The sequence below is a fragment of the Chryseobacterium sp. SIMBA_029 genome, assembly GCF_046535275.1.
Classification (GTDB): Bacteria; Bacteroidota; Bacteroidia; order Flavobacteriales; family Weeksellaceae; genus Chryseobacterium.
Genome location: NZ_JAWRXA010000008.1, coordinates 35,744 through 52,606 on the forward strand (window position 1 = coordinate 35,744; position 16,863 = coordinate 52,606).

The 16,863-nt window shown below is 35.8% G+C and carries 13 protein-coding genes; 5 read left to right on the top strand and 8 right to left on the bottom strand.

Features of this window, described 5'->3' with window-relative positions; all coding sequences use genetic code 11:
• Positions 1 to 2: 2 nt before the first annotated feature.
• Both SB679_RS15290 and SB679_RS15295 read right to left on the bottom strand, forming a co-directional pair.
• A complete protein-coding gene (locus SB679_RS15290; protein WP_410703151.1) occupies positions 3 to 512 on the bottom strand; it encodes a hypothetical protein in 510 nt (169 codons plus the stop codon).
• A 6-nt stretch (positions 513 to 518) separates the two neighbouring features.
• Entirely contained in the window at positions 519 to 1,349 is an 831-nt protein-coding gene (locus SB679_RS15295) for a CPBP family intramembrane glutamic endopeptidase (RefSeq protein ID WP_410703152.1), read from the bottom strand.
• Between the two features lie 354 nt (positions 1,350 to 1,703).
• Between SB679_RS15295 and SB679_RS15300 the strand changes: the two genes are divergently transcribed.
• Both SB679_RS15300 and SB679_RS15305 read left to right on the top strand, forming a co-directional pair.
• Positions 1,704 to 2,426 (top strand): hypothetical protein, encoded by a 723-nt coding sequence (locus SB679_RS15300; protein ID WP_410703153.1) that lies wholly within the window; start codon positions 1,704 to 1,706, stop codon positions 2,424 to 2,426.
• 92 nt (positions 2,427 to 2,518) lie between these two features.
• Positions 2,519 to 4,114, top strand: a complete 1,596-nt coding sequence (locus SB679_RS15305) for a peptide chain release factor 3 (protein WP_410703154.1) — start codon at positions 2,519 to 2,521, stop codon at positions 4,112 to 4,114.
• 71 nt (positions 4,115 to 4,185) lie between these two features.
• Here SB679_RS15305 and SB679_RS15310 read toward each other — a convergent pair whose 3' ends face one another.
• Positions 4,186 to 6,489 (bottom strand): reprolysin-like metallopeptidase, encoded by a 2,304-nt coding sequence (locus tag SB679_RS15310; RefSeq protein ID WP_410703155.1) that lies wholly within the window; start codon positions 6,487 to 6,489, stop codon positions 4,186 to 4,188.
• Positions 6,490 to 6,876: 387 nt separating this feature from the next.
• Here SB679_RS15310 and SB679_RS15315 point away from each other — a divergent pair, with 387 nt between their 5' ends.
• Entirely contained in the window at positions 6,877 to 7,842 is a 966-nt protein-coding gene (locus SB679_RS15315; RefSeq protein ID WP_410703156.1) for a hypothetical protein, read from the top strand.
• A gap of 226 nt (positions 7,843 to 8,068) precedes the next feature.
• Here SB679_RS15315 and SB679_RS15320 read toward each other — a convergent pair whose 3' ends face one another.
• Positions 8,069 to 8,434, bottom strand: a complete 366-nt coding sequence (locus tag SB679_RS15320; RefSeq protein ID WP_410703157.1) for a hypothetical protein — start codon at positions 8,432 to 8,434, stop codon at positions 8,069 to 8,071.
• Between the two features lie 22 nt (positions 8,435 to 8,456).
• On the bottom strand, positions 8,457 to 9,596 hold the full coding sequence (locus SB679_RS15325) for an acyl-CoA dehydrogenase (protein ID WP_034711031.1): 1,140 nt from the start codon (positions 9,594 to 9,596) through the stop codon (positions 8,457 to 8,459).
• Between the two features lie 145 nt (positions 9,597 to 9,741).
• On the opposite strand from SB679_RS15325, the gene SB679_RS15330 reads away from it, so the two are divergent.
• Positions 9,742 to 11,520 carry an AMP-dependent synthetase/ligase gene (locus SB679_RS15330; protein WP_410703158.1) on the top strand — a complete coding sequence of 593 codons (1,779 nt, stop codon included), beginning with the start codon at positions 9,742 to 9,744 and terminating at the stop codon, positions 11,518 to 11,520.
• 145 nt (positions 11,521 to 11,665) lie between these two features.
• Here SB679_RS15330 and SB679_RS15335 read toward each other — a convergent pair whose 3' ends face one another.
• Together SB679_RS15335 and SB679_RS15340 are read right to left on the bottom strand one after the other, a co-directional pair.
• Complete coding sequence (locus tag SB679_RS15335) at positions 11,666 to 12,442, bottom strand: zinc ribbon domain-containing protein (RefSeq protein WP_410703159.1); 777 nt, start codon at positions 12,440 to 12,442, stop codon at positions 11,666 to 11,668.
• Between the two features lie 2 nt (positions 12,443 to 12,444).
• Complete coding sequence (locus tag SB679_RS15340) at positions 12,445 to 13,542, bottom strand: Nif3-like dinuclear metal center hexameric protein (RefSeq protein ID WP_410703160.1); 1,098 nt, start codon at positions 13,540 to 13,542, stop codon at positions 12,445 to 12,447.
• Positions 13,543 to 13,603: 61 nt separating this feature from the next.
• On the opposite strand from SB679_RS15340, the gene SB679_RS15345 reads away from it, so the two are divergent.
• Entirely contained in the window at positions 13,604 to 14,431 is an 828-nt protein-coding gene (locus tag SB679_RS15345) for an ion transporter (RefSeq protein WP_410703161.1), read from the top strand.
• 378 nt (positions 14,432 to 14,809) lie between these two features.
• On the opposite strand, the gene SB679_RS15350 is transcribed toward SB679_RS15345, so the two are convergent.
• Positions 14,810 to 16,774: a T9SS type A sorting domain-containing protein gene (locus SB679_RS15350; protein ID WP_410703162.1), complete on the bottom strand. Its 1,965-nt coding sequence runs from the start codon at positions 16,772 to 16,774 to the stop codon at positions 14,810 to 14,812.
• Between the last annotated feature and the right edge of the window lie 89 nt (positions 16,775 to 16,863).

The window sequence follows — 16,863 nt, forward strand, 5'->3', positions numbered from 1 at the left end:
AACTATTTTTTTATAAAAAAACTAATGATAAAAGTGACGATTGAAATTCCAAGAAGGATCAGGGATATTAAATAAAGATTAGTATTCGGCGTATCCGAATAACCTTCTTTTTGTATGGCAATTTCTCTGACGCCTGCATCTTTCGAATACGATTGTAAAAGATAATTTCCTTCTACATCTATCGTAAAATCAGCATATGCGATATACGTCTTGCCTTCCTGCCGGATCTTTTTAATCGAAGATACCGCATCGGTATTTGCAGGATCAGGAAACTTCTGTAGTACATTATTTTTCTGGTCTTTCAACTCGAAAAAATATTTTTTGCTTCCTATGTCGTTTGTGCTACTGTTTATCAAATAAACGGTGTACACTCCTTTACTTACATTAATTTTAGATTCTCCGGGTACTTTCGCATCAATGAAATCAGGTTTCACAGATATAAAAGTCCAGACAGAGAACAATATGGCAAGCCCGACAAGCACAAATGAAATAACTCTAATTTTCTTTCGCATACTTAATTAAATTTCAGAATAATGTACTTTATATTTTGTAGTAAAAAGGTAGCAGAATAGTGAAAAAAGTACAATTCCAACTGCTAATATGATCCATTCGGAAACCTTGAAAGCTTCTGAAAAACTTTCATTTTTTGTATAGGTAATCAATAATGATGAGCATAGATTATTAAACCCGTGAAGCAGCATCGGCAGTAATAAAGATTTTGTTTTATAATAGACTAATCCTAACACACATCCCAATAGAACAGCGCCTACAAACTGCCAGGGATTTCCATGAACCAACCCGAAAATAATAGAGGCATAGATAATCGCTTTCCATGGCGCTACTCCTTTATTCATCAATCCTTTCTGAATGATTCCTCTGAAGATGATCTCCTCAAAAATTGGTGCCATAATTACGGTCATAATAATCATCAGCACAGGATCATAGGTAATCTGGTTCATCAATTCCGAGAAAAATTCATAATATTTCCCGAAGAACGGGCCTGTAGTAGGAATCTGTGCCGTAATAAATTCCGCAATAAACATCATCCCTATCATCATAGGAAAGATAAGCAGATACGTATAAAAATTAGTTGGAGAAAAGCTAAAATTAAGCTTTTTCTTGGTCGTTGGCCTTACTATGATAAAGTCAAAAAAAGCAATAGCTGTTACAAATCCGGCTGCATTGGTAAGCATAAAAAACCAATCCCTAAGCTGTAAATTTTCTCTAAAAGCAATTTTCCAGATGGTGCTAAAAAAGGAAACAGACATCGTTCCAATCATTAATCCTGCCAATAAAACCAAACCGCCGATCCATGTAAACGTGAATTTCGGATATCTGCTGTTTTCCATGTATTTTCTGTAAAAAATTATTGAACAAAGATAATTTTTTTGAAAGCCTCAGGCAACTAAAAAAGGAAATACTTATAGCCAACTCCAGCCTCAAAGTATCTAAGAAACGGACAAAAACTACTAAAATATCATGAGATGAACCTGCACATAAGCATCATCAAAAATAAATACGGTTTATATACTCACTTGTTACAAGGAATCTTTATCTTCTGCCCCGATCAAACAACGAATCAGAAGCTTTTGAAAAATATTTTATCAGCCGCGAACCTGGCTAATTCATAGAAAGAATAATTTATGTCTCTTTTTTATTGATCTGGCCCGATCTTTTCATTCTTTTAACAAACACATTCAGTTATGGAAAAAGACTTCCAAAGTATAGAATCTGAAATTAACAGGCCGCTCACGTTGCTTGCAAGAATCTCTTCACTTTTATTTTTCACGGTAATTTTTACCGTACTTTTTATATTTCCCATTTATTATATTACTCAAAAAGGTATCTTATTTTATATTGAAAATGATAAAGAACTATTTTTCACGGTTCTTGCCACCCAGATTTTAGTATTGCTGGGTACAGTGGGTTTAATCAAATTTTACCGAAAAAACTGGACATCAATTCCTGTAAGAATCATCGTTAATGAAAAAGGGATTCTATATTATAATTCGAAGCATGAAATGGTGAACAGTATTTTATATACAGACTTGTTAAAAGGTGAGACAAAATTTTATAAAAAAGATGTATTTACGGATTATTCCAATCAAAAATATGCAGAGAGAAATTTAAGAGTCAACCTCAAACAAAACGGATTGATTGTACAGGCTATCGTTGCTATGAAACTTGACTTCAACATCCTCAGCAACAAATATATGCTGTACGCTCATTTTATAAGAGGAATACATATTTTCCGCCCTGAGCTTACCATCGATCATCTTATTTACAGCAATTATTATATTGATCAAAAATCCCAGCTTTACAGTAAAGCGAATCAGAACAAAGATAGAATAGCGATGTTTTTTTTAGCATTAACAGCATTTGGGATGATTTATCTTCTTGTGATTTTACTGCAAATGTTCGTTTAACCGATCTTTGAACAAAGTGCTTGCCTACTAAAGACAACTTTTATTTGAAATCCTCATAAAAAATCACGATTTTTGCAACTTCAAAATAAGATATGTCAGATTTAATCAAAGAAATAGAAAAAAGAAAAACTTTCGGGATTATCTCTCACCCCGATGCCGGAAAAACCACTCTTACAGAAAAGCTGCTGCTTTTCGGGGGGGCAATTCAGGAAGCGGGTGCTGTAAAATCGAATAAAATAAAAAAGGGAGCGACCTCCGACTTTATGGAGATCGAAAGACAGAGAGGAATTTCTGTAGCAACCTCCGTTTTGGCTTTTGAATATAAAAATCACAAAATCAACATCCTTGATACTCCGGGACACAAGGATTTCGCAGAAGATACGTACAGAACACTAACAGCAGTTGACTCTGTAATTGTTGTTATAGATGTCGCAAAAGGAGTTGAAGAGCAGACTGAAAAATTAGTTAAGGTTTGCCGAATGAGAAATATCCCAATGCTGGTTTTCATCAATAAACTTGACCGTGAAGGTAAAGATGCCTTTGATCTGTTGGATGAAGTGGAGCAGAAATTAGGATTGAGAGTGGTTCCTCTTTCTATTCCGATTGGGATGGGAAGTGATTTCCAGGGAATTTATAACATCTGGGAAAACAATATTCAGCTATTTCTGGAAGAAAAAAAACAGAGAGTAGGAGAAACTATAAAATTCGACGATATCAATGATCCTTCCATCGATGAGGTGATTGGAGAAAAAGCAGCCCAGACTTTAAGAGAAGAGCTTGAACTGGTACAGTCTGTTTATCCGGAATTCAGCCGTGAGGAATATATGAATGGTGATTTGCAGCCTGTTTTCTTTGGTTCTGCATTAAATAATTTTGGTGTTCGTGAGCTATTGGACGCATTTATTGAAATTGCCCCGATGCCGCAACCTAAAGAGAGTGACACCCGTCTTGTAAAGCCAGAAGAAAATCAATTCACAGGATTCGTTTTCAAGATCCATGCGAATATGGATCCTAAGCACAGAGACCGATTGGCATTCGTAAAGATTGTGTCAGGAACTTTTAAAAGAAATGAAAATTATTTACTGGTAAGAGAAGGTAAAAAGATGAAGTTTTCTTCTCCGAATGCTTTCTTTGCAGATAAAAAAGAAGTCGTTGATGAAAGTTTCCCAGGTGATATTGTAGGTTTACACGATACCGGAAGTTTCAGAATCGGAGATACATTAACCGGTGGTGAAAAATTAAGCTTCAAAGGAGTGCCTAGTTTCTCTCCGGAACATTTCCGTTATATCAATAATAATGATCCGTTAAAAGCGAAGCAGCTTGCAAAAGGTATCGATCAGTTGATGGACGAAGGAGTTGCGCAGTTGTTTACTCTTGAAATGAACAACCGTAAGATCATCGGAACAGTAGGAGCTCTTCAGTACGAAGTAATCCAATACCGTCTGGAGCATGAATATGGTGCAAAATGTACTTATGAGCCATTATCCATGCATAAAGCATGTTGGGTAGAGGCCGATGAAAAATCAGAAGAATTTAAAGAATTTGCAAGATTAAAACAGAGATTCCTGGCAAGAGATAAATACAACCAATTGGTATTCCTGGCAGATTCTTCATTTACCATCCACATGACTCAGGAAAAATTCCCGAATGTAAAACTGCATTTCATCAGTGAATTTAATAATGATTAATAGTAATTTCAATTAAAAATAAAAAAACCGTTCAGTTGAACGGTTTTTTTTATAGAATCTATTCGAATGATTTACTTAGGTATCATCATTAATTTCTTAACAATTTTTTCTCCATCTACGGAAACATGAATCATATAGGATTCAGTAGGTAAATGTTTTAAGTTAATCTGTTGCAGATCCTGATCAAATATATATTTCGTTTTTTTAGGAACAATCAGCTTTCCATCCATTGAAAATATTTCGTAACTAACAACGTAAGGATGCAACGGAACTTGTCTAGGGAAGTCAGTTTTAATATAAACATAACCATCATTGGAAGGCACGGGATATATCATCAGCCCCTTGTATATTCTTGTAGGGATTGTTACCACCGGAGGATTAGTGGGAGGTACTACCACTACTGATGAATTGATGGTAAAGTTTTGTAAATTGACATTAAAAAATATATTGTCAGTAGCTTTCACCATAATTCTGGCATTATTGGTAATTGTGCCAAGACCACCTGGAACAGTATAATTATAAGAACCATTATTAGGAGTGCTTGCCACCAAAACAGTTGGGAACGTAAGACCACCGTCTTTTGACAAAAGGATTTTTACGTTAGGTGCGCTTACCGGTGCCGCTGTTGTATTGGCAACATTCCATGTAATTGCGTATGACTGACCTTCAGTCCAAATAACTCCAGTAGTATTTTGTGAAGTTACTGTAAACGGACCTGCAGCTGCATTCACTGTAACGACCATATCATCAGAATTGTTTCCAGAACCTCCCGCTCTATTGTCACGAGTTGTAAACCTGAAGTTATAAGTTCTAGCAACATTTGATAAAGCTTCTACAGGGATTGCTAAACCTTGGGTGGTGGTTGCTCCCGCTAATACTGAAGTCATTGTTGGAAAATATCTGATAGGAGTAGTTTGTGGAGTCCAGGATCTGAAAGTAGGACCAGAAGCTTTTGTTGCAGTTGCCGCAGAATTTGCTCCGGTTTGTCCGGCAACAGCGTTATCCATTTGCTCCCAAATATAGGTTAGAGCATCTCCATCTCCGTCAGTGCCCGTTCCTGTAAGCATAAATGGAGTACCTTTCGGAATGATATAATCTAATCCTGCATCAGCTGTAGGAATAGTATTTCCGGTATTTGTAACTACCGGGCAGGTTTTAGTTTTAATATTATTAGTAACCTGCTGAATACTTATAGCATGGAAAAAAGGATCTGAATGTTGTTGCACATCTTGGTTGGTAATACCTGCATACCCCATAATTGTAGATCCTGAACCGGGCTCCACATTTACACCTGATGTCTCAATATTATGAGAAAATGTATGATTCCCTCCAAACTGATGCCCCATTTCATGGGCAACATAATCAATATCGAAACTATCACCAGATGGAATACCATTTGCCGGGGAAGTATATCCGCTTCCTTTTGATCCATTTGTACATACGCAACCGATACACCCCGCATTTCCACCACCTCCAGTTGCTCCAAATAAATGGCCGATATCGTAGTTTGCCTCTCCAATCGTCGCAGTTAGAGCAGTTTGTAACTGAGCATTCCAGTTAGCCATTTGGGCTGAAGGAGAATAAGGATCCGTAGCGGCATTAGTATAAATTACAGCATTATTGTTTGCAATAATGATCATTCTTGCAGAGAAATCTTTTTCAAAAACCCCATTTACACGAGTCATTGTATTGTTCATCGCTGCCAATGCACCAGTTATTGTTCCTCCGAAATAGGTTGTATATTCACCTGTACAAGATAAGGCTAATCTGAAAGTTCTTAATTTTCCATCATCAGCATTTGGTCTTGCGGTAAGACTAGAATTATCCAGACCTTTTTGAGCAACATCAAGCACAGTGCATTCAAATTTATCTAAACTCTCTTTTTTGTCTGATTTTTTATAAACGACATAGGTTGAAAGGTCTTTAGTATACGGCTCGATAAAAACCGCTGATTTATTTCCATAAATCTCCATTGAAGATAATCCCAATGGTGAAATACTGAAATAAATAGTAGAACTAGGGTCATCTTCACCTACACCAACATAAGATTTAATATCCGGATATTTTGCTGCTAATTCAGGATCGAAATTTGAGTTTTCTCTTACTTTGAAACTTTCAAGGTTACCATTAGAATTTGGGAAAGAAATAATAACATCAGACTTTCCTTTAACAGCAAATCTTTTGGGTACTTTCGCTAAAACATTCTTTAAATTATCAAAATCAAGATTATAAATTTTGGGGTGAAGAATGCTGGTCTTATTTTCAAAGATTTCCGAAGTATTTTTTTGAGACACTTCCTTCCAAAGTCGGCTTGTTTGTGCTAAAAAAACATTGGAAATAAGAAATATTCCCATCAAAAGTAGTTGTTTTTTCATATAGTTTTTTCTTTTTTTAATATTTAAGAGGTATAAAATTACTTTTCTTTTTTTAAAACTCATTATTACTGTGCTTATCTTTTTACAATTAAATAATATAACTTCATCATCAACAGGTATTGATCATCTCACTATTAAAAATGAAAACAAAAATATACATATTTCATTATAAAAATCTTAAAAAGCAAAGGTAAATATTATTATATTTCTAACGAATATTTTCTTTTAACATTTTTAACATTTAACTGTTTTTTTGTAAAACTCTTATAATAATTTTACAATCAATTGATTTTCAAAACAATAATAATTTACCAAAATCATACATTTCTTTTACAAGCATTACAAGAACTTCACCCCTAATTTTACTTCATCAAAAAAATTAATGTTATGAAAAAGTTCATATTACTGATTGCCGTATCAAGTACTTTTATAATGTGTAAAAAAAGTGAAGCGGTGCAATCTCAAATGGAAAACGCTGCAAAAAGTGCAGACAGTGCAGCATCTGCTGTATCGGAAACCATTAATTCTGTTCAAGCGAATACAGATAAAATGTTGGATTCTGCAAATATCAAAATAAAGGATTTTGAAAATGCCAAGGGTGAAATACAGCAGAACATTGAAAATACATCAAAAATTGTGGATTCTCTATCAACCAAAATTGCTTCTACCAAACTGGAGTCGAAAATCGAGAAAAAAGATTCTGCAGAGAAGAAGAATGAAAAAATCGTTGTTAATGTTCCTGCTCCCAAAGTTATTAAAGAGACAAAAATCATCTATAAAGATTCACCCAAAAATGACAGCTATGAGCTTAATGCTCCTAAAAACAGAATGGTAAAAAACGGTTACCTCTCTATAACAGCCGACAATGCTGAAACAGTAAAAAAAATGATCAAAGAAGAGGCTGCAAAAAACAATGCTTATATTAAAAGTGAGCAACTATCCTACACCACCCCTGAACCTGTAAAGAATACTACTCCATCCTACCCTGAAGACCATCAGAAGGTATACGATCTCCAGATTAAAGTACCTATACAGAATTTTGATGGTTTAATGAATTCTTTAAGCTCAACTATAAGTGATATTGAGAATAAAAACATAGAGGTTTCAGGAACTCAATATGTAGACAATACAATCTGTACAGTGGCTGTTACACTTATTGATTCCACTGGATCGGGTAAGGAACCTGACACTTTTGGCGGAAAATCTTTAGCAGCCATTTCATCCGGCTGGAATGTCATTACTTCTATCTTTCTTTTCATCCTTCCGTTATGGCCTTTACTGTTAATAGCCGGAATTGGATATTATTTCTACAATAAGAAAAATAAAAACTTTCCTGATAATAACTCTAAATAAATTTCTAAATCCATCATTTTCTGATGGATTTTTTTAATAATATTTTAATGAAATTCATATATCAAACTGGTATCTTCTTCTTACATTTACGATAGGAGCAAAGAACATCCAAATTCCCGGATTTGGATTGATTATAAAATAATTCAGAGAAAAATAGGATACTATCTTATTTAATTTTGTGGTTCGTGAAGATAAAAGGCTCTCAAAAATTGAGAGCCTTTTATTATTATTTCATATTCACTACTTTATCTACGATGTACTTCGTATTTCCTCTCCAAGGAAGCGTTCCATTATATTCCTTATAATGAAGATCAAAGCTTTTTCCGCTATTCGTTTCCAACTGTTTGAAAACTTCAGGGTCTGATACTGAGAATTCAAATTCATAACTCGTAATGGTACCGGTATTTCCTTTTCCAAAACCTTCCTGAATGATTTTCCCTTCATAGGTTTTGAAAACATAGCCTTTTTTAATAGCATAATTCAGATAGCCGGATTTTACTCCTTCTCCGAAAACGAAGAAGAATTTGTACCATACAAATACGCCTATCAGCAATATTACTGTACCGAGGACGATCCACCAAGATTTTTTCATAAGTAGTCTGTGTTTATAAAATTTATTTTGCGATACTTCTCGATATCACAATTCTCTGGATCTCAGAAGTTCCTTCGTAAATCTGAGTGATTTTTGCATCTCTCATCATTCTTTCTACGTGGTATTCTTTCACGTATCCGTATCCACCGTGGATCTGCACTGCTTCAATCGTAGTATCCATTGCTACCTGGGAAGCATATAATTTTGCCATCGCACCGCTTTCAGAAATATCTTTTCCAGCGTCTTTTTCACAGGCAGCTTTGAAGCAAAGCATTCTTGCCGCTGTAATCTGAGTCGCCATATCTGCCAATTTGAAAGCAATTGCCTGATGGTTGATAATTTCTGTTTTGAAAGCTTTTCTTGTTTTAGCATATTTAAGGGCTAATTCATACGCCCCGGAAGCAATTCCTAATGCCTGAGAAGCGATTCCGATTCTACCCCCATTCAATACAGCCATAGCAAAGTTGAATCCGAAACCGTCTTCACCAATTCTATTTTCTTTAGGTACTTTTACGTTATTAAAGATCAAAGAATGCGTATCACTTCCTCTGATTCCTAATTTATCTTCTTTTACCCCTACTTCAAATCCTTCCCATCCTCTTTCTACGATAAATGCGTTAATTCCTTTATGCTTTTTCTCAGGATCAGTCTGTGCAATAACTACATAATAAGATGCAGTTCCACCATTGGTGATCCAGTTTTTGATTCCGTTTAAAAGATAATAATCTCCTTTATCTTCTGCTGTTGTCTTTTGAGACGTCGCATCAGAACCTGCTTCCGGCTCAGACAAAGCAAATGCCCCGATTACCTGGCCGCTTGCCAAAGGAGTAAGGTATTTCACTTTCTGCTCTTCAGAGGCAAATTTTTCAAGACCGGCACATACCAATGAATTGTTTACAGACATTACAACTGCTGCAGAAGCATCCACTTTTGCAATCTCCTCCATAGCCAAAACATAAGAAATACTGTCCATACCAGCACCGCCGTATTTAGGGTCTACCATCATTCCCAAAAGCCCCATTTCCCCCATTTTCTTTACTTGTTCAGTAGGAAATTTCTGGTCACGGTCTCTTTCTATTACTCCCGGTAATAGCTCGTTTTGTGCAAAATCCCTAGCTGCCTGCTGAATCATCAGCTGTTCTTCCGATAAATTAAAGTCCATAAAAAATAATAATTAGATAGCCGTAAATTTACACTTTTTAAGGAAATGTGAAAAAATAATTGCTGTTTGAAAATTATAAATAGATTTATGGTATTTTCACAAAAATGCTTATATTTAGAATTGTTTAAAAATTACTTAAAAAATCATGACGATAAAGAGATTATTCGATATACCACGCCACGCTTTGGAAAAATTTCCTAAAACTGATATGTTTGTAACGAAGTATCAGGGCGAATGGAAAAAAACTTCCACTCAAGAGTTTATCAATGAGGCTAATAAGATCTCAAGAGGACTTTTGAAACTGGGAATAAAGCCTGGTGATAAAATTGCTTTGATAACCACCAATTCCCGTACAGAATGGGCCATTATGGACCTCGGTCTTTCCCAAATCGGAGTAGTCTCGGTACCTGTATATCCCAATATTTCTCCGGAAGATTATGAATTCATTTTTTCTAATGCCGAAATAAAATATTGCTTCGTTTCAGACAAAGATCTGCTGAACAAAGTAATGAAAGTAAAGCATAATATCCATTCCCTGCAGGGAGTTTTCACTTTCGATACGATCAGCGGAGCTGCCAACTGGAGGGAAATCCTGGACCTTGGTGAAGATGATTCTACCCAGATTGAGGTAGATGATCTCTCCAATGCCATCAATTCTGAAGATCTGGCCACCATTATTTATACTTCAGGAACCACAGGCAAGCCTAAAGGTGTTATGCTTACCCATCATAATATTGTATCTAATGTCTTAGGGTCTATTCCAAGAATTCCCAAGAAAAAGAGCCTTGATTATAAGGACACTAGAGTATTGAGCTTTCTTCCTATCTGTCATATTTTTGAAAGGATGCTTTTTTACCTTTTTCAGTATAACGGTTTCTCGATTTATTTTGCCGAAAGCATTGATAAAATGGGAGACAATGTAAAAGAAGTAAAACCACATTACATGAGTGTGGTGCCAAGACTGGTAGAAAAGGTATATGATAAGATTTACAATACAGGTTCTTCCGCGGGAGGCCTGAAATCTAAAATATTCTTCTGGGCTTTAAACCTGCTTACTAAAAAGAAAGACATTTCCAAACCGTCAGGGTTACAGGGAATTATTGCTGATAAACTTGTATTTTCTAAGTGGAGAGAAGGTTTAGGCGGTGAAATCATTACTTTAGTTTCCGGTTCTGCGGCTTTATCTACAAGACTCAACCTGATGTTTCAAAATGCAGGAATTCCTATTCTGGAAGGATATGGCTTAACAGAAACTTCTCCGGTAATTTCTGTAAACAGTTTTGAAAAAATGAAAATCGGAACGGTAGGATTACCATTGGATAATTTAAAGGTAAAAATCCAGGAAGATGGTGAAATTACGGTGAAAGGCCCTTCCATTTTCAAAGGGTATTTCAAAAATGATGAAATGACAAAAGAAGCGTTTACCGAAGATGGATTTTTCCGTACGGGAGATATCGGACACATCGACAGCGAAGGATTTTTACAGATCACCGACCGTAAAAAGGAAATGTTTAAAACATCGGGAGGAAAATATATTGCACCTCAGACCATTGAAAATTTAGCCAAAGCATCTAAGTTCATAGAGCAGATTATGGTAGTAGGTGACGGTGAAAAAATGCCGTGCGCCCTTGTACAGCCTGATTTTGAATTTGCGAAAAGCTGGGCCATGAGAAATAATCTGAATATCGGATCTACTCCACAGGAAATTGCGAAAAGCCCTGAATTAAAGGATAGAATAGAGAAAGAGCTGGCGGGTATCAATGAACATCTTGGAAACTGGGAACAGATCAAGAAGATTGAACTGACCCCTGAAATATGGAGCATTGATGCAGGTCTCCTTACCCCTACTCTAAAGCTTAAAAGAAAAGCGATAAAAGAAAAATTTATTGATCTGTACGATAAGATGTACGATCACCACGCATAACAATGAAAGCTGCTTCAGAAGAAGCAGCTTTTTTATTTTCTTTCGCTGAATGATATACAAAATTACATCACAGCTTTGAATAGTATATTACAAAAAAAGCTGTTTCAAAATTTGAAACAGCTTTTATATTGGGTGAAACCAGTAATTAGAATTTAATTACCGTTGTCATTCTTTCGTTTTCTTCCATAACTAATTCATCATCAACAAGAATTTTCCCGGAATGCTCATCAATAATGATTTTCTTTCTCTGAGCAATTTCCATTTGCTTTTGCGGTGGAATAGTGAAGAATGAACCTTTTGGAGCTCCTCTTTCTAATCCTACTACTGCTAAACCGTTGATAGAACTGGTTCTGATTCTGTTGTAAGAAGCTAATAATCTCTCATCAATCTTAGCGGCATATTCTTTAGACTGTTCTATCAGGTAATCTTCTTCTTTTTGAGTTTCAGATACAAGACCTTCTAATTCTTCTTTTTTGAATTTCAAGTGATTTTTCAGATCGTCGATCTTTGAATTCAATTCACTTAACGTTTCGTTTTTGTGAGCGATTTTAACTCCGAATTCTTTAATTCTTTTTTCAGCAAGCTGAATTTCTAAATCCTGGAATTCAACTTCTTTTCCTAATGCTTCAAACTCTTTATTGTTTCGTACGTTATCTTGTTGAGACTTATATTTTTCAATTAAGGTTTTCGCATGGTTGATTACTTCATGCTTTGTTTTTATCTGATCGTCCTGATCTTTGATATCCGCATGAAATTTTTCAGCTCTTTTTTCAAGCCCTTCAATCTCGATTTCAAGATCTTCAACTTCAATCGGCAATTCTCCTCTTGTATTTCGGATTTCATCCAATCTTGAATCTATGATCTGTAAATCGTATAAAGCTCTTAATTTCTCTTCAACTGAAATATCGGTGGTTTTTGCCATATCTAAAGGAAATAATTTACTGGGTTTGTTTTTTCGTGAGATTTTGAGATTGCAAATGTACTAAATTTTTGTGACAAAATTTCAAATAATTGTTGGGTGACAAATTGTTCTGATTCATAATGTCCTATATCGCAAATCAGCATTTTTGATTCTGCCAGATAGTAATCGTGGTATTTGATATCTCCCGTAAGGTAGGCATCACACTTTTTTGAGAGTGCAGATTTTATAGCACTGGCTCCTGAACCGCCCAGAACTCCTACCCTTTTAATTTTTTTATGGTTAAAAGCAGAATGCCTGATCACTTCAAGATTAAATTTTTCTTTAACCATCTTTAAAAAGTCTTTTTCATCCATTGCTTCTTCAAATTCTCCGTACATTCCCAATCCCGAATGTTGATTTTCGTTATCCAATGCATAGATCTGGTGAGCAACTTCTTCGTAAGGGTGGGCAGCTTTCATTGCTGCAATAATTGCCCCTTGCTTATAGCCCTCAAAAATAACAGAAATCATATCTTCATCAGCATTTTCACGAATATCCTGCTGCCCGGAAAACGGATTCGAACCTTCTATTGGTTTAAAAGTACCACTTCCTCCAACTGTGAAGCTGCATTCGTCATAAAAGCCGATGTTTCCTGCTCCGGCAGAGAAAAGAGCTTCTTTTACCTGTTGGCTCTGGTCTTTGGGTACAAAAACACTTAATTGTTTTAAGTTATTTTTTTTGGGTTGGAGAATATTCAGTTCTTTTAATCCCAGATGATTGCAGATTCCGGCATTGACTCCAAAAAAATCATTATCGAAAGCCGTATGAATCGCATAAATAGCAATTTTATTTTCTAGGGCCTTCAAAACAGCTCTTTCAACATAGTTTTTTCCTGTGAGAGATTTTAATCCTGAAAATATGATGGGATGAAAACATACAATAAGGTTTAATTTTTTATCTACGGCCTCATCTACAACATTTTCCAAAGCATCATGACAAATTAAAATCCCACTGACTTCGCGGGAAGGAATTCCACACAACAAACCTACATTGTCAAAATCTTCTGCCTGCTGTAACGGAATGCGCTTTTCTATTTCTGAAATTACTTCGCTTATTGTCATTTTATTATGTATGTTTGCCACGAAAATAAGGATAAATTTATTAATTTAAAAACAATTACCCATGGAAAGAGAACACCATCTTGTTCCTGAAGACGCCTTATGGAAAAGATTTCTTTACAGAATCATTTATCGCTCTGACACGAAGCTAGGCAAGCTGTTTGACATCATTTTATTATCCTTAATTCTGGTGAGCACTTTGATCATTATGATGGAAAGTGTCCCTAAACTGGACAAAAGATTTCATATTACCTTCATCATTCTAGAGTGGATTATTTCCCTGTTTTTCTCTGCGGAATATCTGATGCGTATAACGGTGATCAAGAACAGAAAAAATTATATTTTTAGTTTTTTCGGGGTCATTGATTTTTTGGCTCTGGTTCCTTTCTATCTCAGTTTTTTCTTTCCGATTACAAAATATTTCCTGATTTTCAGAATGCTGAGAATGTTGAGGATTTTCAGAATCTTTAACCTGCTCGATTTCATGAATGACGGCTACCTCATCGTAAGAGCTTTAAAGAACAGTTCCAGAAAAATATATATTTTCCTTTTATTTTTAATCATCTTCTCCGTCATTGTAGGATCTTTAATGTTTATGGTAGAAGGCGGAAGAGAGGGCTTTGAAACGATACCACAGGCTATTTACTGGGCAGTGGTCACCGTAACGACTGTTGGCTATGGAGATGTGTCCCCGATTACACCTATGGGTAAGTTTTTTGCAGTCATTTTAATGCTGGCCGGATATTCTATTATTGCTGTTCCTACAGGGATTGTAACGGCAGAGATGAGAAACAAAAGACAGAATCTTGAAAAGATCTGTGAGCGTTGCGGAAATGAAGATATTGATGATGATGCACGGTATTGCAAGCAGTGTGGCAAGAAATTAGCTTAATAGTATTTATTAATGTAATCTGTTAACCAAATACCACAAAATCATGGAACCAAATAAGAAAAACAAACCAAATACTTTAGTTATTATTCTCTTTTCCCTAGTTGTATTAATGATCATCATTTATTTTATATTAGCGATGTTCTTTCCAACAGTTTTTGAGCATATGAGTACAGGAGATATACAACCTGTGCCCAATAAATAATACGTGTAACATACAGACTATAAAAAAGGTGGCCATATGCCACCTTTTTCTATTTAATTCCTGCTTGATCTATTATTCATTTTTATACAAAAGCAACCTCAACATTTTTCCGACCTATTTTTGCATAAAAAAGGCGGATATGGATATCCGCCTTTTTATTTTTATTAATTATGTTATTACTTCTTAATTATTTTAACTGCTTGTTTAGATCCATCTTTCATAGTCAGCATCACGATATAAACTCCGGATTTTAGTTCACCTACCTGAATGGCTGAGCCTGGATTATCAATAGTTTTTACGATTCTTCCTGAAAAATCAGAAATAGCCACTGATTTTACTTTCGATGCTTCTGAAATATTTAAGACATCTGCCGCCGGATTAGGATACAGCCTTATTTTATCTTTCACTTGAGAAGTTTCTGAAACGGCAAGTGTCTCTTTGCTGATGTTGATAGTAAACGGCCACTCCAGTTCATCATCAAAACCACTGTAATATCCTACATTGACATAATATACGGTTCCGGCAACGGTAGGTACAGAAATAGTTTCTGTGCCGCCTTGTCCTTCGTCATCCATGGTATCTTCACATGCCAAAGTACTACAGTTACCACTATATACTCCAATTTTTGGATCAAAAATACTTCCTGAAGGCATTGTTACCGTAATGTCGAATGTAGCTCCATCTCCTGTAAATGTAAACCAGGTTCCGTCATTCATACTACTAGGACAAGCCGTAATAAATCCGTTATTATTGGTAGATCCGCCTGCATCAGATTGCGTGTAGGTATAAGGAAATACTGATGCTGATAACGCGCCTGAGCAGGCATCATTAGAAGGAGGCGGAGGTAATGTCCCTACGCAAATATTAAAGCTTTGAGCTGCTCCAGCATCATCATAACTATATAATCTTACATAATAAGTCTGTCCAGGAGTAAGCCCTGTAACAACACCCATTTCAGAACTTTCACATAAAACGTTTGAAAGTCCGGTGCATCCTCCGCTAAATACCTGGAATTCTATATCATCATTATCAGTGTCTCCAACAGACATTACATTACTAAGAGAAATAATATGAACCGTAGATGTTGCTGTAAATTTAAACCATACATCATCATCAGGGTTACCATAACACGGATCCGGAGTCAAGCCTGAATCACTGGCTCCTAATGTATATCCAGCCGTTATACTGCCACAATTCATATCAGGATTTACGGTTAACTCAATGGCACTTGTACAATCATCATTGGAAGGTGGCGGCGGAATCGTCTTAAAGACTGTTTCATAACATCCCGCAGATTCTCCTCCCGGCCCTACTGAAATTACCTTAAGATAAAATGTGGTATTAAGCGCAAGAGGTACAGAAGGGGTAAAACTTGGTGTAGAAACAGACTGCTGGTTTACGATATTAGTTCCTCCTGGTGTGGTTCCTATCGACACTTTGTAACTCACAGCACCTTGTGGCGCATACCAAGTAATCGTCGGTAACTGCGGAATAAATGTTGAATTATTTCCAGGATAGGCTACTGTAGGACATGCTGGTGCAGCGTTTGCCGTAAGTCCTAATATGCTAACCACTGATTTGTAATCATTTAAATTTCCGGAAGGAGGATTTAGGGGGTTCGGATTTATATTGTCATTTTTAAAAGAAATTGAGGAAGAAGGCACAGCATCATATACATAAAATACATCGTTGTAATCATTCGAATCATAACCCGGAGCATTTTCTTCAGCTGCTATGACTAAATTTTGAGTATTATTATAAGGAAATGGTACCGCAAAAGTGATTTCCACGACTCCATTGGTATTGGTTACTGTTCCTGAATACACCTGGGTAAGTTGATTCACAGGAACCCAATCTGCCTCAGAAGCAAAGTTGTTTTTTGAAGTATGTCCTACATATACAACCCAATCGGAGGAGTTGGTTATAGACATTGAAGGATCCATATAGAATTTAAGACCTGTAATATTACCTGCTGCATTAGCGTTAATTTCCTGTTTGGTGAAAATCTGCTGTACATAGGAGTATCCGTAATAGGTACTTATCGGGGCCTCCCCAACATTTGTACTGCCCGTTCCCAAGTCTATTTGGGCATTGAGCATCATGCTTATCATGAATAGGCATGAGAGTAAAAGTTTTTTCATAAATTATATATTTTAGCGTAATTCGAATTACTAAATTAGCAATAAGTATTATATTATTCATGAAAAATGAAAAAAGATAGCGGCCCATA